This window comes from Nitrobacter sp. JJSN (genome assembly GCF_051912485.1).
GTDB lineage: Bacteria > Pseudomonadota > Alphaproteobacteria > Rhizobiales > Xanthobacteraceae > Nitrobacter.
Genome location: NZ_CP196822.1, coordinates 2,110,140 through 2,127,483 on the forward strand (window position 1 = coordinate 2,110,140; position 17,344 = coordinate 2,127,483).

Annotated in this window: 15 protein-coding genes; 11 read left to right on the top strand and 4 right to left on the bottom strand. The window is 63.3% G+C overall.

All coding sequences use genetic code 11. The features are described from left to right. Window positions 1-119 precede the first annotated feature (119 nt). The 8 genes from ACSZOQ_RS10560 (at window position 120) to ACSZOQ_RS10595 (ending at window position 9,666) form a co-directional block, all read left to right on the top strand. Window positions 120-2,009, top strand: coding sequence for a methylmalonyl-CoA mutase family protein (locus ACSZOQ_RS10560; protein ID WP_439922497.1), 1,890 nt, complete (start codon window positions 120-122; stop codon window positions 2,007-2,009). Beyond that, window positions 2,006-2,470, top strand: coding sequence for a GFA family protein (locus ACSZOQ_RS10565; protein ID WP_439922498.1), 465 nt, complete (start codon window positions 2,006-2,008; stop codon window positions 2,468-2,470). Before ACSZOQ_RS10560 ends, ACSZOQ_RS10565 begins: the two co-directional genes overlap by 4 nt. A gap of 38 nt (window positions 2,471-2,508) precedes the next feature. Then, window positions 2,509-2,895, top strand: a complete 387-nt coding sequence (locus ACSZOQ_RS10570) for a hypothetical protein (protein ID WP_439922499.1) — start codon at window positions 2,509-2,511, stop codon at window positions 2,893-2,895. After that, window positions 2,892-5,060, top strand: coding sequence for a methylmalonyl-CoA mutase (gene scpA / locus ACSZOQ_RS10575; protein WP_439922500.1), 2,169 nt, complete (start codon window positions 2,892-2,894; stop codon window positions 5,058-5,060). Before ACSZOQ_RS10570 ends, scpA begins: the two co-directional genes overlap by 4 nt. A gap of 68 nt (window positions 5,061-5,128) precedes the next feature. Next, entirely contained in the window at window positions 5,129-6,124 is a 996-nt protein-coding gene (meaB, locus tag ACSZOQ_RS10580; RefSeq protein WP_439922501.1) for a methylmalonyl Co-A mutase-associated GTPase MeaB, read from the top strand. Between the two features lie 64 nt (window positions 6,125-6,188). Beyond that, the gene (locus tag ACSZOQ_RS10585) at window positions 6,189-6,845 is read left to right on the top strand and encodes a pyroglutamyl-peptidase I family protein (RefSeq protein WP_439922502.1); all 657 of its coding nucleotides are present in this window, start codon (window positions 6,189-6,191) and stop codon (window positions 6,843-6,845) included. 114 nt (window positions 6,846-6,959) lie between these two features. After that, entirely contained in the window at window positions 6,960-8,222 is a 1,263-nt protein-coding gene (locus tag ACSZOQ_RS10590; protein WP_439922503.1) for a multidrug effflux MFS transporter, read from the top strand. 76 nt (window positions 8,223-8,298) lie between these two features. After that, window positions 8,299-9,666, top strand: coding sequence for a TIGR03808 family TAT-translocated repetitive protein (locus tag ACSZOQ_RS10595; protein WP_439922504.1), 1,368 nt, complete (start codon window positions 8,299-8,301; stop codon window positions 9,664-9,666). Window positions 9,667-9,707: 41 nt separating this feature from the next. On the opposite strand, the gene ACSZOQ_RS10600 is transcribed toward ACSZOQ_RS10595, so the two are convergent. The 4 genes from ACSZOQ_RS10600 to ACSZOQ_RS10615 form a co-directional block, all read right to left on the bottom strand. Then, window positions 9,708-10,226 carry a TIGR03809 family protein gene (locus tag ACSZOQ_RS10600; protein ID WP_439922505.1) on the bottom strand — a complete coding sequence of 173 codons (519 nt, stop codon included), beginning with the start codon at window positions 10,224-10,226 and terminating at the stop codon, window positions 9,708-9,710. A 369-nt stretch (window positions 10,227-10,595) separates the two neighbouring features. After that, window positions 10,596-12,461 (bottom strand): S8 family serine peptidase, encoded by a 1,866-nt coding sequence (locus tag ACSZOQ_RS10605; RefSeq protein ID WP_439922506.1) that lies wholly within the window; start codon window positions 12,459-12,461, stop codon window positions 10,596-10,598. Window positions 12,462-12,504: 43 nt separating this feature from the next. After that, on the bottom strand, window positions 12,505-13,209 hold the full coding sequence (locus ACSZOQ_RS10610) for a hypothetical protein (RefSeq protein ID WP_439922507.1): 705 nt from the start codon (window positions 13,207-13,209) through the stop codon (window positions 12,505-12,507). Further along, on the bottom strand, window positions 13,206-13,775 hold the full coding sequence (locus tag ACSZOQ_RS10615; protein ID WP_439922508.1) for a sigma-70 family RNA polymerase sigma factor: 570 nt from the start codon (window positions 13,773-13,775) through the stop codon (window positions 13,206-13,208). Before ACSZOQ_RS10615 ends, ACSZOQ_RS10610 begins: the two co-directional genes overlap by 4 nt. Before the next feature lie 425 nt (window positions 13,776-14,200). On the opposite strand from ACSZOQ_RS10615, the gene ACSZOQ_RS10620 reads away from it, so the two are divergent. The 3 genes from ACSZOQ_RS10620 (at window position 14,201) to ACSZOQ_RS10630 (ending at window position 17,300) form a co-directional block, all read left to right on the top strand. Continuing rightward, window positions 14,201-15,313, top strand: coding sequence for a DUF2336 domain-containing protein (locus tag ACSZOQ_RS10620; protein ID WP_439922509.1), 1,113 nt, complete (start codon window positions 14,201-14,203; stop codon window positions 15,311-15,313). Between the two features lie 187 nt (window positions 15,314-15,500). Then, on the top strand, window positions 15,501-16,211 hold the full coding sequence (locus tag ACSZOQ_RS10625) for a hypothetical protein (protein ID WP_439922510.1): 711 nt from the start codon (window positions 15,501-15,503) through the stop codon (window positions 16,209-16,211). 309 nt (window positions 16,212-16,520) lie between these two features. Then, window positions 16,521-17,300, top strand: coding sequence for an enoyl-CoA hydratase (locus tag ACSZOQ_RS10630; RefSeq protein WP_439922511.1), 780 nt, complete (start codon window positions 16,521-16,523; stop codon window positions 17,298-17,300). Window positions 17,301-17,344 lie beyond the last annotated feature (44 nt).

Here is a 17,344-nt window from a genome sequence, read left to right on the forward strand (position 1 = left end):
AAAAGTGGAAACCGGTTTTCGGATAAGATCATGCTCGATGAAAAAATAAGGCTAGAGTCTGATTCAATGCCAATTGAATCAGACTCTGACAACCGGCTTTTCCGAAACCGAGCGCACGAATGCCCGCTGCTCCCGACGATGTCGTGTCCGATCCGCCGCTGGCCGCTGATTTCCCACCGGCCACCGCCGACGACTGGCGCAAGCTGGTCGATGGCGTACTGAAAGGTGCGCCGTTCGAGAGGCTGGTCGCCAAGACCTATGACGGTCTCCGGATCGAACCGATCTATCCGCGTGCGCGGGGCACGCGCGCAATCGGCGGACGCGCCGCAGCGGCGCCATGGCAGATCATGCAGCGGATCGATCATCCCGACGCTCGGCAGGCTAACGTGCAGGCGCTGCATGATCTTGAGAACGGCGCCACGGGCCTGACGCTGGTGTTCGCTGACGCCATCGGCGCGCACGGGTTCGGACTGCCGCCGACCGCCGAGGCTATCGCAAAAATTCTCGATGGGGTTTTTCTCGCCGGCATCTCCATCGATTTGCAGATCGGGCCGCAGTCGCGCGCGATCGCGCTTCATATCGCCGACTGCATCAGGACCAAAGGGATAGACCCGGCCGCCTGCGATATCCGCTTCGGTCTCGATCCGCTCGGCACCTGCGCCGTCTCGGGATCGAGCCCCTGCTCGTGGGCTGAAATCGTCCCAGTGGTGACCGGTGCCGCGAACGATCTCACGGGTACGGGCTTCAAAGGACCCTTCATTGTCGCCGACGGGCGTGTGATCCACGATGCCGGTGGATCGGAGGCGCAGGAGCTCGCCTTCGTGCTGGCATCGGCGGTCGCATATCTCCGTGGCCTCGAAAGCGCCGGCACCGCTCTCGAGACTGCGCGCAGCATGATCTATGCGCGGCTCAGCGCTGACGCCGATCAGTTTCTAACGCTGGCCAAATTCCGCGCGCTGCGGCTCTTGTGGGCGCAGGTCGAACAGGCTTGCGGCCTCGTGCCAAAGCCGTTGTTCATCGCCGCCGAGACCGCGTGGCGAATGCTGACCCAACGTGACCCCTACGTGAATATGCTGCGCGCCACCATCGCCACGTTTTCGGCGGGGCTCGGCGGCGCCGACAGCCTCACCGTGCTGCCGCATACGCAGGCGCTGGGCCTGCCCGACGACTTCGCGCGCCGCATTGCCCGCAACACACAGTTCGTTCTGCTGGAGGAATCCAACCTCGCCAAAGTGGCTGATCCGGCGGCAGGTTCCGGCGGCATCGAAACGCTGACGCGGCAGCTTTGCGAAGCGGGTTGGGCGCAATTTCAGGACATCGAGAAAGCAGGCGGCGCGTTCGCCGCGCTGACGCAAAATCTGATCCAGCACAACGTTGCCGCGATGCGCACGGCGCGCGAGGCCAGCGTCGCAAAACGCCGCGACGTGCTCACCGGCGCCAGCGAATTTCCTAACCTGCATGAGAAGCCTCCAGAAGTGCTGGATGCGAAGCCGGTCGCGCCTGCGCCCTGCGGCGAGGCAATGATCACCTTCGATGCGCTAGCACCGATGCGGCTCGCCGCTCCTTTCGAAAAGCTGCGCGACCGCTCCGACGGCTGGCTCAAGTCCATGGGCGCGCGGCCGAAAGTCTTTTTCGCCAACCTCGGCACGCCGGCCGACTTCACCGCGCGCGCGACCTTTGCCAGAAGTTTTTTCGAAACCGGCGGCATCGAGGCGATCGATCCTCCTTCGCCACTTCCTACCGGCGAGGTTAACACCGCCCTTGCTGCCTTCAAGGCGTCCGGACCGCAATTGGTCTGCCTGTGCTCGTCGGACGCGATCTATGCCGATCAGGCGGTCGCCGCCGTACAGGCCTTTCACGCCGCGGGCGCGCGCCATATCTATCTGGCAGGGCGGCCAGTAAAGCTGGAAACCGCGCTACGCTTGGCCGGCGTGCAGGACTTCATCGTCGCGGGCAGCGATGCACTCGCGGTACTGAACGACGCTTGGCAGCGACTGGAGCAACAATGACCGAGCAGGTAAAATCATCGCTGACCGGCGGCTGCCAGTGCGGCGCGATCCGCTTCGCGCTGTCGGCTCCGCCGGTGCGGATCAGCATCTGCCACTGCCGCATGTGCCAGAAAGCCGCGGGCGCGCCGTTTGCGTCTTTCGCTGATACCCCGCGCGAGAACTTTCGCTGGACCAAAGGCACACCGACAGCGTTTCGCTCGTCCTCCATCGCGGAACGAGCGTTCTGCGCCGCCTGCGGCACGCCATTGAGTTTCAGCCGCATCGGCGGCCCGTGCATCGAGATCATGACCGGCGCGTTCGACCGGCCCGACCTGCTCGTGCCGACCGGACAATATGGAACCGAGTCCCGGCTCGGCTGGGTCGCGACCATCGTCAACCTGCCGAGCCATACCACGATCGAAAATTACGGGCCGGAAAAGGCGGCGAGCATCATCAGCCATCAGCACCCGGACCATGATTGAGTATGATTGGGCTGGCGCGGACATCGCGAGTTTAAGAGATGGCTGAGCGTGATGAACTTGCCCAGCTCGAAGCGGAACGTGCGCGATTGTTGTCGATGATTGCCTATCAAAACCGCTCAATGCGGCGAAGATCGCCATGGCTCAAGGCGGCTGCGTTGGGGTTCCTTTGTGGCAGCGTGGTTTTTGTCGTGGTGGCAATCGCCTCTATTCAAAATTCCGTTTCGGACTTGATTTTATTCATAGGGTTCGTTGGCCTGTCGGGATACATTTTCACACGAAAGGTCACGGTTTTCGGTATTACCATTCCTGTGATTGCGATCATTACTCTGAGTCCCGGGGGACCGTCGGCTGGAGAAACTGAGACTCGTCGGCGTCTCGCCGATTGCGAGGCGCGAATTGCGAAATTGAAGGAAGGTCACTCATGACCCGCATTCCGAATTTCGCCGATGTCGCCTTCGAGCCGGTCGGGCCTCCGGCAGCCGGCAGCAGCACCGAACCATCCTCGGAATTCTGGATGACGCCAGAAGGTATCCCAGTCAAAACCGCCTATGGCGAAGCCGACCTCGACGGCATCGACTTTCTCGACACATGGCCCGGCATCGCGCCTTACCTGCGCGGCCCCTACCCGACCATGTACGTCAACCACCCCTGGACCATCAGGCAATATGCCGGCTTCTCGACGGCCGAGGATTCCAACGCCTTCTATCGCCGCAACCTCGCCGCCGGCCAGAAGGGCCTGTCGGTCGCCTTCGATCTCGCAACCCATCGCGGCTACGACTCGGATCACCCGCGCGTGTCCGGCGACGTCGGCATGGCGGGCGTGGCGATCGATTCCATCTATGACATGCGCACGCTGTTCGCCGGCATCCCGCTCGACCGGATGAGCGTGTCGATGACCATGAACGGCGCGGTGCTGCCGGTCCTCGCGTTGTTCGTCGCGGCGGCCGAGGAACAGGGCGTGCCGCCGGAGAAGCTCTCGGGCACCATTCAGAACGACATTCTCAAAGAATTCATGGTGCGTAACACCTACATCTATCCGCCTGCGCCATCGATGCGGATCGTCTCCGACATCTTCGCCTACACCTCCCGGAAGATGCCGAAGTACAATTCAATTTCCATCTCCGGCTACCACATGCAGGAAGCCGGGGCGACGCAGGACCTCGAACTCGCCTATACGCTCGCCGACGGCGTCGAATATGTCCGCGCCGGCCTCAAGGCCGGTCTCGATATCGACCGTTTCGCGCCGCGGCTGTCGTTCTTCTGGGCGACCGGCATGAACTTCTTCATGGAAGTCGCCAAGATGCGCGCCGCGCGGCTGTTGTGGGCCAAGCTCATGAAGCCCTTCAATCCGAAGGATGCGCGTTCGCTCAGCTTGCGTACTCATTGCCAGACCTCCGGCTGGTCGCTGACCGCGCAGGATGTCTTCAACAACGTGATCCGCACCGCGATCGAGGCGATGGCGGCGACGCAAGGTCACACCCAATCACTGCACACCAACGCACTCGACGAGGCTCTGGCGCTGCCGACCGACTTCTCCGCGCGTATCGCCCGCAACACCCAGCTTTTCCTTCAGCAAGAGAGTGGCACCACGCGCATCATCGATCCCTGGGGCGGCTCGTACTACGTCGAGCGGCTCACGCATGATCTCGCGGTGAAGGCGTGGGGCCATATCCAGGAAGTCGAGGAACTCGGCGGCATGGCCAAGGCGATCGAGGCCGGCGTGCCGAAGCTGCGCATCGAGGAAGCGGCCGCCAAGACGCAGGCCCGGATCGACGCCGGCAAGCAGGCGGTAATCGGCGTCAACAAGTACAGACCGGAGAACGAAGCGCCGATCGACGTGCTGAAAGTCGACAACTCGACGGTACGGCGCTTGCAGATCGACAAACTGAAACGGTTGCGCAGCGAGCGCACGCAGGAGGATGTCGATGCCGCCCTCGCCGCGCTGACGCGCTCGGCCGGCGAAGGCAACGGTAACCTGCTGGCGCTTGCCATCGATGCGGCGCGCGCCAAGGCCACCGTCGGCGAAATCTCCGACGCGATGGAAAAGGTGTTCGGCCGCCATCGCGCCGAAATCAGGTCCATCACCGGGGTCTACAAGCGTGAGGCGGCCACAATGTCCGACAAGGTTTCCAGAGTGCAGGCGCTGATCGACGCCTTCGAGGAGGCCGAGGGCCGCCGCCCGCGCATCCTCGTCGCCAAGATCGGCCAGGACGGCCACGACCGCGGCCAGAAGGTGATCGCTTCCGCCTTCTCCGATGTCGGCTTCGACGTCGATATCGGACCGTTGTTTGCCACAGCGGACGAAGCCGCGCGGCAGGCGGTCGAAAACGACGTGCATATTCTCGGCGTGTCGTCGCTGGCCGCCGCGCACTTGACCGCCGTGCCGGAATTAAAGGCCGCGCTGAAAAAACAGGGCCGCGACGACATCATGATTATCGTCGGCGGCGTGGTACCGCCGCAGGATTACGATGCGCTCACCAAGGCCGGCGTAGAGGTGATCTTCCCGCCGGGCACCGTGATTTCAGACGCCGCCGAAGAACTGATCCACAAGCTCAACGCGCGGCTTGGGCACAGCGAGGCAGCGGAGTAACCCTTCGATCGCGCGCCGTCCCGATCGCTCCCCTCGCGCCATGAGCTGGTTCGTTGTAAACGGACGACATGGTTTCACCTGTCGCCATTCCCAACCCCGATGTTGCACGTCTCGCCGCCGACATCCGTGCCGGCAATCGTGCCGCACTGGCGCGTGCCATCACCCTGATCGAAAGCCGTCGCGCCGATCACGAGGCGACCGCGCGCGAGCTGGTGCAGGCGCTGCTGCCTGCGACCGGCAACGCCATCCGCGTCGGCATCACCGGTGCGCCCGGCGTCGGCAAGTCCACCACCATCGACGCACTCGGCATGTTCCTGATCGAGCGTGGCCACAGGGTCGCGGTGCTGGCGGTGGACCCCTCTTCCGCACGTAGCGGCGGCTCGATCCTCGGTGACAAGACGCGGATGGCGCGGTTGTCGGCGGCGGAAGCGGCCTACATCCGGCCTTCGCCCGCCGCTGGCACGCTCGGCGGCGTTGCAGCCAAAACGCGCGAGGCAATGCTGTTGTGCGAGGCGGCGGGCTTCGACGTGGTGCTGGTGGAGACGGTCGGCACCGGTCAGTCCGAGACTGCAGTCTGCGACATGACGGATTGTTTCCTCGCCTTGATGCTGCCCGGCGCCGGCGACGAATTGCAGGGCATCAAGAAGGGACTTGTCGAACTCGCCGACATGATCGCGGTCAACAAGGCGGACGGTGACAATATCGGGCGCGCCAACCGCGCGGCTGCGGAATATCGCAGCGCGATGAAAATTCTCAGCCCCCGTTCCGAGCACTGGTTCCCACCGGTGCTGACCTACTCTGGTCTGACCGGATCAGGCATCCCGGAGCTGTGGCAGAAGATCGTCGAACACCGCACCGCGATGAACGCCTCCGGCGAGTTTGCGCAGCGGCGCAGCCAGCAGCAGGTGAAGTGGATGTGGTCGATGTTCGAGGATCGCATGAAGGCGCGCCTGCGCGGCAATGCCGCGATCCGCGCCAAGGTGAAGGCGACCGAGGCCGCGGTCGCAGACGGCCGCGTCACGCCGGCGCTGGCGGCGGACCAGATCGCGGAGTTGCTGCGGTGACAAATTGCCCTCTCCCCTTGCGGGAGAGGGAAAACGCGCCTCAATGATAGAATTTTGATTCACCATGACGCCATCCCTCCGCATCCTCATCACCGGCTTCGGTCCTTTTCCCGGCGCACCGTTCAATCCGACCATGCCGCTGGTCGAGCGGCTCGCGAGGCTGCGTCGCCCTGCGCTGGACGGAGTCGTTATCGCAACCCACATCTTCCATGTCGCTTATGCGACGGTGGATCGCGAATTGCCGCACCTTCTTGCGGCGCATCGTCCGCACGCGCTGCTGATGTTTGGTCTCGCGACGCGCACGCCCTGGCTGCGGATCGAGACTCGCGCGCGCAATGCGTTGACGACGATCTGGCCGGATCTCGACGGCACGCGGATGCGCAAGGGATCGATCGCGGGCACGGCGGACGCGCGCACGTTCGGGCCGCATACGGTGAAATTACTGCGCGCGGCACAAGCGACCGGCATCGACGCCCGCGCCTCACGGGACGCCGGCCGCTATCTCTGCAATTACCTCTGCTGGCGTGCCATCGAGGCCACCTATCGTCCAGCGGGACCACGCCTCGCCGCATTCATTCATATTCCGCCGTTGAGGCGTGACGGTACGGCTCGCATCCCCGGCGGCATCACGCTGGAGCATCTGGCCGATGCCGGCGAGGCCATGCTACTCGAGATCGTGAAAGCGGCACGGCGGACGGATCACACGCCTAGACTCTTGTAGTTAGTTCATTGTCATGGCCGCCCCCTGCCCGGCGATGGACAGCCATGCCCGGAACGGGCATTGTGCAGCGCAGCAGCACGATATGGGACTGCGTACCGATTCCGAGATAAATCGATGACCGACTCCAGTCTAGGCGGGTGGGTGTCACAAGCCCATCAGCCGAGAGGGTTTCCCGAATTCGTCGCCCTCGTTGCTTGCATCATGGCACTCAACCCGATCGCGACCGACATGATGCTGCCGGCCATGCCGGACGTCCGCGACGCTTACGGGATCGCCAATCCCAATCACATCCAGGCCGTGATCTCGGTGTATTTGGGCGGCTTCGGCGCCGGCCAGTTCATCATGGGGCCGCTGTCGGATCGTTTCGGCCGCCGCCCGATCCTGATCGGCGGGATGCTGCTCTACAGCGCCGCGGGCCTGCTGTCGGTGATCGCGCCCTCGTTTGAAATGATGCTGCTGGCGCGTGTGCTGCAGGGCATCGGAAGCTCGGCCGCCCGCGTCATCGCCACCTCGATCGTGCGTGACTGCTACTCCGGACGGCGGATGGCGAGCGTGATGTCGCTGGCGATGATGATCTTCATTTCAGTGCCCGTCCTTGCGCCGTCGATCGGCCAGGCGATCCTGCTGTTCTCGGAGTGGCGCGGCATCTTCGTGGTGCTGACAGCCTACGGTCTGCTTGCCCTGCTGTGGTGCGCGATCCGGCTGCCGGAAACCCTCCCCGAAGCGGGACGCAAGCCGCTGACCGCCGCGAGCGTCTTCGATGCATTCCGCCAGACCGTCACCAACCGGCAGACCATCGGTTACGCGCTCGCCGCCGGCGGCATCCAGAGCGTGTTGTTCGCCTACGTGTTCTGCTCGCAACAGATCTTCACCGGGATCTACGGTCTCGGCGAATATTTTCCGCTCGCTTTCGCCGCCATCGCCATCGGCATCGCCGCCGCGGGTTTCCTGAACTCGCGCATCGTCGGCCGGTTCGGCATGCGGGTAATTTCGCACGGCGCGCTGACGGGATCGGTGGTGATCTCGATGGTGACGCTGCTCGCGGCGTGGCAGGGGTGGCTGTCGTTTCCGGTCTACATGGTGCTCGCGATCGGCACCATGTTCGCGTTCGGGCTGATGTTCTCGAACTTCACCGCGCTCGCGATGGAACCGCAGGGCCATATCGCGGGGACCGCCTCGTCGCTGTTCGGTTCGATCACCACGCTGATCGGCAGCGGCGTCGGAGCGCTGATCGGGCAGGACTTCAACGGCACCATGCTGCCGTTCGCGACCGGCGCTTTCCTTTGCACGCTGGCCGCTCTCGCCGTTGTAATCGTGGTGGAGCGCGGGCGGCTGTTCGTGCCGCATAATCCGGTGGTCCAGACGCCGCCGCATTAACCCTGTCGCCAACAATCGCCTGCGTTAGACGACGCCGCCCCGGCGTCGTTCCGGTTTTTAGCGTTACATCCTCGCCATGGACATCGATCGCCGCCGTATCCTCGGAGCTTCCGCCGCCGGCGTCGCCGGCGCGCTTGCGATGCCGTCGGACGCCGCCCGCGCAGCCCCGCTGACATCGACGCTCGGGCGCGACGCCACCCATTACGGCGTGCGGCCGAATGCACCCGACGACCAGACCCGCGCATTGCAACGCGCCATCGACGAAGCCGCGCACCTCAACGCTCCGCTCGCGCTGCCGCCCGGCGTCTACCGTACCGGACCGCTGCGGCTCACCAAGGGCTCGCAGCTCATCGGCGTGCGCGGCGCGACCGCGCTGGTCTTCAGCGGCGGCGCCTCGCTGCTGACGGCCGAAGGCGCCGATCACATCGGGCTGAGCAATCTCACGCTTGACGGCGGCGGCATCCCCCTGCCCGAGCGGCGCGGCCTTGTCCATTGCCTTGGCGGACGCGATCTGCGGATTCTGGATTGCGAAATCACCGGCAGCGGCCGCAACGGCATCTGGCTCGAAAATGTCGCGGGAGAGATCAGCGGCAACGTCATCGTGCAAACCGCGACCACTGCCATTGTCTCTTTCGACGCGCTCGGGCTGACGGTCGTGCGCAACACCATTCTGGACGCCAGCGACAACGGCATCGAGATCCTGCGCACCGCGATCGGCGATGACGGCTCGATCGTCACCGGCAACCGCATCGAACATATCAAAGCCGGCCCCGGCGGCTCGGGCCAGCACGGCAACGCCATCAATGCCTACCGTGCCGGCAATGTTATCGTCAGCGGCAACCGCATTAGCGACTGCGATTACTCCGCCGTGCGCGGCAACTCGGCCTCGAACATCCAGATCACCGGCAACAGCGTCAGCGGCGTGCGCGAGGTGGCGCTTTATTCCGAATTCGCCTTCGAGGGCGTAGTGATCGCCAACAACACCGTGGACGGCGCGGCGGTCGGCGTCTCCGTCTGCAACTTCAACGAGGGCGGCCGGCTCGCGGTCGTGCAGGGCAACATCATCCGCAATCTCCTGCCGAAGCGTCCGATCGGCACCGCACCCGACGACGATGCCGGCATCGGCATCTATGTGGAGGCCGATACATCCGTCACCGGCAACGTCATCGAGAACGCGCCGTCGTTTGGCATCATGGCCGGCTGGGGCAAGTATCTCCGCGATGTTGCGATCACAGGCAACGTGATCCGCAAAAGCTTCATCGGCATCGGCGTTTCGGTTGTCGACGGCGCAGGCACGGCGCTGGTCAACACCAACGTGATTTCGGATACGCCGCGCGGCGCGGTGGTCGGCCTCGACCACGCCAAGCCGGTGACGCCGGATCTCGTCGCCAATGGTGCTGCGAAATACGCGCAGGTTGCGATCAGCGCCAACGTGGTGCGCTGAAACAGGACCATCCTTCTCGAACGTGGCGCGGCGGCCCCACGCTACAGCGCGTTGTACTGCAGCATCGGATAGCGTTCCTGGAAAGTAGTATGGGGATCGGGCACGATCCCGCTTGCCAACTCGTCGCTCGATGCCGTTTCTCCGATCGGCGCATCGTCGTTCGCCTCGACCAACGTATCCTCCGGCGATGACACGATCGACGCCAGCGCAGCATGCACAGCCGCGGTTCCCAGCAGCCGGGCCGGCGATTGCCCGGCCTCATCCTGCATCGCTGGAGGGGCCTCTGCAGGCTGATCGAGTGTTGACCCGTCCATCGCGCGATCGTCCGACCTCGCCTCGCGCCGTGCCAGCGCTCGCCAGGTTTCGACAGCGGTCTTCGCCTCTAGTAGGTTTTCCATGAAGGCGCGCTCGGTATGGTAGCGTCGCCACCGGCCGCTTTCATAAAGCTCGATGAGATGATCGAGCCGCTGTTCGGCGATCCTGCACCAGCGATCAAGAATGTCCTGGGCGTAGTCCTGAAAGTGCTTTCGGGCGAGCCCGGCGTCGTATCGTTGAGTCATGGGACAGTCCGCAAGGAGGAGAACGGACGCAGACGCAACGAACGAATCATTCAGTGTGCTTGCTGGATATTCTGTGGAAAACTTCGGCGAAGTCCAGCGCTTTGCGGCACAAATATGACGCCGCTCGTAGGGAATTCCACTGATGCGGTTATGCCGGCGATACGACAGTCGAAATGGGATCACTGAAAATGAAAGACCCGCCCGGGGGGACAACCGGGCGGGTCAAGCCATATGGGCGCTGGGGTGGATGGGCGCTCGCGCCTAATATAGCCCCAGGGAGTTTTTGGGCTCCCACATTACTTCTGTCGTCGAGCCTCCGAAAAACGTTCAAGGCGGTCTTTAATTTTTTTAACGATCTGGAAAGATTGATTATTTCGCTGAAGGATCGGCCGCAGGCGGCTCCATGCTCGCCGGCGCGGGCTGCGGTTCGCTCGCAGGTGCTGCCTCGCCGGCAGTTGCAGCGGCGGCATCGGATGTGGTGGCATTAGATGAGGCGGCGGCCGACGCCGGATTGGACACGGCCATGACCGGCACAGTTTCGTCCGCGGCTGCGGAGACGGCGCCCTCCGGCACAGCCTGCACGGCGCCATACGCGTCCGCCTCACCTGCCCCGAACAGATCGTCACGGCCAAGCGCACCGAGATCGCGCGCACTTGTCGTCAGGATAGCGCGGACGTCGGCAGGCTTCAGGGCCGGGTTGCGCTCCAGGATCAGTGCCACGAGACCGCTGACATAGGCTGCTGAGAACGAGGTTCCCGACGTCATCTGATATTTGCCGCTTGGCGCGGGAAGGAAGATATCGGCGCCGGGCGCCGCGACTGCGATATGGCCCCCGCGATTGGAAGCCGCAAACAAACGGTCATCCACATCGGTCGCGCTGACAGCGATCACATCGGCATCGGCTGCCGGATAGAGCGGCGGCGATTTTGGGCCGGCATTGCCGCTCGCGGCCACCATGACGATGCCCTTCGCCGCGGCGGCGACAACGCCGCGCGAGACCAGCGCATCCTTCGGGCCGGCAAAACTCATGTTGATAATCTGCGCACCATGAGTTGCCGCGTAGTCCAGACTGCTGAGGATCGTGAACGAGGAGCTCTCGGCCGTCCCCTGCGTGACGCCGAAGGCGCGGATCGCGAGAATTTTGGCCGACGGTGCGCTCCCCATCAGCCGCGCATGAGCGACGATCGCGCCGGCGATACCGGTGCCGTGCACGTGTGGTCCATCCCTCGAATCGAGTGCATCGAAACTCCCGGCTATCGAGCCGGCCAGTTCCGGATGACCGGTGTCGATTGCGGAATCGATCACCGCGACGACGATGCCTTTGCCATGCACCAGCGTATGCGCTTCCGGCAGCCGCAGTTTTGCCAGCGCATATTGCGCGGGGTCGCCTTCGGCGACCGCACTCGTCGTTTTCTGGTCCTGCAGAACGTAACGGAAATTCGGCTGCGACGAACGCACAGCGACATCAGCGCGAAGTTCGGCCTGGATTTGCCCGACCGGGCGGCGGCCGACGATGCGGAACAGACTGACGGTGCTGCCGGTCAGCGGAAAATTCTGCGAGGCGATGCGTTCGAGCCCGTGGCGCCGCGCTAGCGCGGCGAGTTGGGCATCCGGCATCGCGGCGGTTTCGGCGACGACCTCGCCGGGGAGATAGTTACGCGTCGCACTCGATTGCCCCGCATTGTTGCGGGGGCCATTGTTCTGATCCTGCGGCGGCGGGCCATTGCCTCCGAGGTCGGCAACGAACGGACGGCCGTTGCATTCGCCGCTCATTGCACCCTCACCGCGCGCGCAAACCGGATAGGTGTTGGGCGCGTAGCGAATATAGGACATGCCTGACGCGGTGACGGCAGTGACCGGCTTCCGCGGTTTCGGTTCGCGATCAACCGTCTTGCGGCGCGGAGAACGCGATCGCCGGCTGTCCACCGGATCGTCATCGCGCTCGATGACGCGATAAGGGGCTTCGATTACGCCGAGCGGCAGTCCATAGCCCAACCCGCCATAACCCAACCCGATGCCGCGATGGCCCCAGCCCGGCCGGTAACCGCCGTGCATTCCGCCGCGCCCGGCCATCCCCGTCATGCCGCCACGCGTTGCCGTCGTGGGCCCGCCCCCCTGCATGCGCGTGGAGCTTTGCGCGTGAGCCGATGGGACGAAGTCCACAAGCCAGCACAGAGCCGTCAAGGCGGCGAGCACGGCGCTCCATTTCGTTATGCTCGTCATGCGCTGACGCATCGCGCGATCCTCCATCGTGGCCGCTAAAACCACGCCCCGCCTGCTACTGAGCCGGAACCGCGAGATTGACGATCTTCTCGCTCTGAAGCCTGCTTATGAGGTCGCCAGAGTCTTTGGTCGCCTGGCCATCGAAGCGCAACTCGAACAGGCCGTTTCGGGACACCGAAACAATCGTCGCCTGATAGGCGTCAAGGAACGCACTGATGTCGGACATGCGCGCGTCCGGCGCGAACCGCACCAACGCTTGTGGTCCCGATTCCGTGGTCAGTCCGCGGGTCACCGGCGTATTCGGCGCACGATGAGACGCCGTCTGAAACGAGTGGCCGCCGTCGTCCTTCGCCAGCATCGCAGCGATCACGCCGGCCTGAAGCACGACGACCAGCGCGCCGACCGCGCCGGCCGCGGCCAACGTGCGCGGCGACAACGCGGCAAAGAATTGCGAAATCCGCACCGAAAGGCCGCGCGACATCGCGACGCTTCGTTCCGGTTCGGCGTCAATCGCGGCGAACAGCTTTTGCATCGCTCGCGCGGATGGCGCGCCGAGGTTTTCATTGAGCGAAATGGTTTCGGCGTATTCGTCCTGGATCACCGCATACTGCCTCGCGAGCCCCGAATCGTGTGCAAGTGCCTCCTCGACCCGGTGCGCGTCGCGCGCGCTCAGCGTTCCGGCTGCGTGCCACGGCAGCAGCGCCTCGATATCTCCGGGCGCAACCTCTGCTTCTGCGATCTTCTTGTTCGCCGCCATCATGGCCAACCTCGTTCTATGCCGGCTGCCTTGAGCAGACCGGCCAGCTTCTTGCGCGCATAAAACAGCCGCGTCTTCACCGTGTTCTCAGGGATCCCCACAATCTCGGCGACCTCGTCCAGCGATTTCTCGTGGTAATAGACGAGATCGACGATTTCCCGGTGCTCCGTCGAAAGCTGCTTCAGACACTTACGCAACGCGTTACCCGTATCCTTCTTCTGTACCGTCACCTCGGGATCGTCGGATGAATCCTCGATCGCATTGGCGGCCTCATCGTCCAGTTCGGCATCCTTCCTGCGGCGAAGCGCCGACAGGGCCTTGAAACGCGTGATTGCCAGCAGCCAGGTGGAGACGGCGGATCGGCCTTCGAACTTGCCGGCCTGACGCCACACATCGAGAAAGACCTCACTGATAAGATCTTCCGCAACCTGTTCGTTCCGCACGAGCCTCAGTCCAAAACGAAAGACCCTGACGTGATGGCGCCCGTACAGCACCTGCATGGCGAGGCGGTCGCCTTGAGCGATCCGGGCGATCAGAGCCTCATCCGATGCCGCCTGTGCCGCACTCACTGGCCGTCTCGCAGAATTTGTCGGGGTTGCAGGACTGAAGGTTCGACTGACAAGGCAAAATCTTCTCAAATTGCAGGCATATGCCATCAGGTTGTGCCTGAATCGGCGGAAAGGGCAAGCCACCCCGGAATGCCCTGAAAGAGTATCATGATACAAGGTCGGCCCAAGGCGGGTCGCGAGCCTCCACTCTGCCCCAGCATGCCAAAATTCCCGTGAAGAAAGAACCCGTTAACGATGCCGCAGGCCATGCGCCCCGGCCAAAAGATACCAAACCTAAAGGCTTTTCCCCGTAGATTCCCCACCAAGCTACATCATCGACGGGCCGCTTCTGATCTACGCTTATACCCGTACCGTTCCGATCGCGATTCGGATCCCAGGCGAACAGAATGTCGCTGCGTAGGATGAGGGAACTCTAGGATAGAGCCATGGCTTCCAAATCGGCCGTCCCCTCGGCCAACCTGCTCGACGAACTTCAGACCGTTCTCGTCCATGGCACCGTCGCGCGGCGGGTCGAAACGCTGCGGCGGGTTACTGACCTGTTCCTGAATAACGCGGTCGATTATTCCGACGAACAGATCACGGTCTTTGACGACGTGTTCAATTGCCTGATCCAGCACATCGAGAGCTCGGCGAAAGCACTGCTTTCCAGACGCCTCGCCCCTGTTGCAAAGGCTCCGCCGCAGATCATTCACGCACTGGCCTTCGACGATCTGATCGAAGTCGCCGCGCCTGTGCTGTCCCTGTCCGAACGGCTCGGAGACGACGCGCTGGTCGAGAACGCCCGCAGCAAGAGCCAGGCGCATCTGCTGGCGATTTCGACGCGGAAGGTCTTGAGCGGCGCGGTCACCGACGTTCTGGTGGCACGAGGCAACGACGAGGTCGTCAAAAGCACCGTTAACAATCCGGGCGCCGAATTCTCCGAGCAGGGCTTCACGCGGCTGGTTGCACGCGCCGAGGCCGACGACGACATCGCAACCTGCGTCGGGATGCGGCCGTCGATCCCACGGCATCACTATCTGAAGCTGATTGCGAAGGCCTCCGCCGCAGTGCAGGCGCGTCTCGCGGCCGCCAATCCACATCGGACGAACGATATTTCGGCCGTGGTCAGCGAAGTGGCACAACGGGCGCGTTCGGCGCCGGGAGCCATCAGCAAGGAGACGACCATCGCGCACGGACTGGTCAGGTCGCTGTACGAAGATGGACGGCTCGACGAACATGAGGTCGCTTCGTTTGCGGGCGCCGGAAAGTTCGACGAAACCAACGCAGCCATAGCCTGCCTCGCCAATGTCTCGGTCGAAGTCGCCGAGAAAATGATGATCGAATCCCAAACTGAAGGCGTGCTCATTCTGGCCAAGGTGGGCGGCCTGTCCTGGGCTACCGTCAGAGCCATCATCAACATGCGCAAGGACCTCGCGGACATCGATGTGACGGATATCGATGCTGCGGAGAAGACCTATGAACGTCTGCGCCCGTCCACGGCGCAGCAGGTGCTGCGCTTTCATCGGATGCAACAATCGGCCGCAACGGACGCCGAGTAGCTCTGGACGTCCGCAGGGTGCCGGACGAAGAGTCCGTAATCCGGCCCTACGCACGATAGCCCGCCTCATTTCGGTATATTTGCCGTGGTTTCGCCGCGGTCGTCGAAAAATTCCCTTTTTTTGCCCCGGTGTGGCCACGCCCAACGGTTCTTTTGTTAACCGAGGCCGGACAAACGGGGAGATTGCCATGAGCATCAGGGCCAGCGGGCGCTCGGCGTTGATCATCGCAGTAGGACTTTGGTTGGGGTTCGCGGGGCCAATGCGCGTGACCGACAGCGCGGCGGAACCGGCCGCTTTGACCACCCATACCGAAAATGCCGGAGCACCGGTCAAGCTCGGCAAAATTTCCAAGCATCGATCGCACAATCGGCACGCACGGAAGTCAGCCAAACCGGAATCGAAAACCGATACGAAAGCCAACGAGACAGCCCACGATAACAAGACGGCCTCTGAGACTCAGGACAACGACAAGAAGATGCCGCTGCCGCCGACGGTCGCCAATGCCAACGCCAAAGCCGAGATGCCCGGCACCGCCGAAGATTTGCCCAACACCGAAGCGAGTGCGCTCACCAGCAGCGCCGGCCAGATGCTGTCCGGTAATCAGGGCGATTCAGCGCTGCGAGCAGACACCGCATCCTCGACGGCTACCGCGGATATCGTTTCTCCCGACGAACTCAACGAAATCGACCGCGCCCTAACCGACGACAGGCCGGCCGCACAACACCTCGCACTGGCTTCCATCGACATTGCGCCGTCCGCGAGCAACGCCGATACCACCGGTCAGGTGGCGACGAACGACAGCGCCGCCTGGAACCATACCTCTCTGATCGGCAAGATATTCATCGCCTTCGGCGGTCTGCTCACGCTCGGCTCCGCCGCCCGGATGTTCATGGCATGATCTCGAGTTCATACCGGGCCTGAAATCGACTGATATTTTTCTCCCGCTGTCCCGGTCTGCCGCCCCTCGGCGGGCCGGCACTTCCTCATGGTCGCCCGAGATTGCCAAACACACGGCAGCAGCCTTGCAGCGTCCCTGGACCGCGGGCACATTGTCCGCTGCCACACACCCGTCGCGACCGGCAGCGACTTAGAGCCTTTCCGCTTCTGATTGGAATTCAGAAGGAGGGCTCCATAATTTTGATTTGAGGCGTTTTATTCACGCGAACCGGTATCCACTTCGCTCGAAAACGCTATAGCGGGATGAACCATGAGCACGTTCGAACATATCGTCGTCGAGAGTAAGAGCGCGGTCGGCATCATCAGGCTGAACCGGCCGAAAATGCTCAATGCGCTGTCGTTCGCGGTGTTCCGCGAAATCGCCGCCGCGGTGGACAATCTCGAGGCCGACGACGACATCGGGTGCATCCTGATCACCGGCAACGAAAAGGCCTTCGCCGCCGGCGCCGACATCAAGGAGATGCAGCCGAAAAGCTTCATCGACATTTTCAACGAGGACTTCAAGGCGATCGGCAGTGACCGCGTCGCTACATGCCGCAAGCCGACCATCGCAGCGGTGAGCGGCTATGCGCTTGGCGGTGGCTGCGAGCTCGCCATGATGTGCGACATCATCATTGCCTCCGACACCGCGAAATTCGGCCAGCCTGAAATCACGCTCGGCACCATTCCCGGCATCGGCGGCACCCAGCGCCTGACCCGCGCCATCGGCAAGGCCAAGGCGATGGACCTCTGCCTCACCGGGCGGATGATGGACGCCGCCGAGGCTGAACGCTCCGGCCTCGTCAGCCGTGTCGTTCCCGTCGACAAGTTGATGGATGAAGCGATGGCTGCGGCGGAAAAAATCGCCTCGATGTCACGCCCCGCCGCCGAAATGGCCAGGAGCGCCGTCAATCGCGCCTTCGAGACGACGCTGTCGGAGGGCATAAACGTCGAGCGCGACCTGTTCCGTTCGACCTTCGCGCTGGAAGATCGCGCCGAAGGCATGGCGGCGTTCGTCGAGAAGCGCAAACCAAACAACAAGAACCGATAGATCAGCGCTGGCGACAAGACGCGTCGCCTCATACAGCGTCATGC

Excerpts from the sequence above, each read along its gene's own strand:
- ACSZOQ_RS10560 (WP_439922497.1), top strand. The coding sequence starts at position 120 with ATGCCCGCTGCTCCCGACGATGTCGTGTCCGATCCGCCGCTGGCCGCT.
- ACSZOQ_RS10565 (WP_439922498.1), top strand. The coding sequence starts at position 2,006 with ATGACCGAGCAGGTAAAATCATCGCTGACCGGCGGCTGCCAGTGCGGC.
- ACSZOQ_RS10570 (WP_439922499.1), top strand. The coding sequence starts at position 2,509 with ATGGCTGAGCGTGATGAACTTGCCCAGCTCGAAGCGGAACGTGCGCGA.
- scpA (WP_439922500.1), top strand. The coding sequence starts at position 2,892 with ATGACCCGCATTCCGAATTTCGCCGATGTCGCCTTCGAGCCGGTCGGG.
- meaB (WP_439922501.1), top strand. The coding sequence starts at position 5,129 with ATGGTTTCACCTGTCGCCATTCCCAACCCCGATGTTGCACGTCTCGCC.
- ACSZOQ_RS10585 (WP_439922502.1), top strand. The coding sequence starts at position 6,189 with ATGACGCCATCCCTCCGCATCCTCATCACCGGCTTCGGTCCTTTTCCC.
- ACSZOQ_RS10590 (WP_439922503.1), top strand. The coding sequence starts at position 6,960 with ATGACCGACTCCAGTCTAGGCGGGTGGGTGTCACAAGCCCATCAGCCG.
- ACSZOQ_RS10595 (WP_439922504.1), top strand. The coding sequence starts at position 8,299 with ATGGACATCGATCGCCGCCGTATCCTCGGAGCTTCCGCCGCCGGCGTC.
- ACSZOQ_RS10600 (WP_439922505.1), bottom strand. The coding sequence starts at position 10,226 with ATGACTCAACGATACGACGCCGGGCTCGCCCGAAAGCACTTTCAGGAC.
- ACSZOQ_RS10605 (WP_439922506.1), bottom strand. The coding sequence starts at position 12,461 with ATGCGTCAGCGCATGACGAGCATAACGAAATGGAGCGCCGTGCTCGCC.
- ACSZOQ_RS10610 (WP_439922507.1), bottom strand. The coding sequence starts at position 13,209 with ATGATGGCGGCGAACAAGAAGATCGCAGAAGCAGAGGTTGCGCCCGGA.
- ACSZOQ_RS10620 (WP_439922509.1), top strand. The coding sequence starts at position 14,201 with ATGGCTTCCAAATCGGCCGTCCCCTCGGCCAACCTGCTCGACGAACTT.
- ACSZOQ_RS10625 (WP_439922510.1), top strand. The coding sequence starts at position 15,501 with ATGAGCATCAGGGCCAGCGGGCGCTCGGCGTTGATCATCGCAGTAGGA.
- ACSZOQ_RS10630 (WP_439922511.1), top strand. The coding sequence starts at position 16,521 with ATGAGCACGTTCGAACATATCGTCGTCGAGAGTAAGAGCGCGGTCGGC.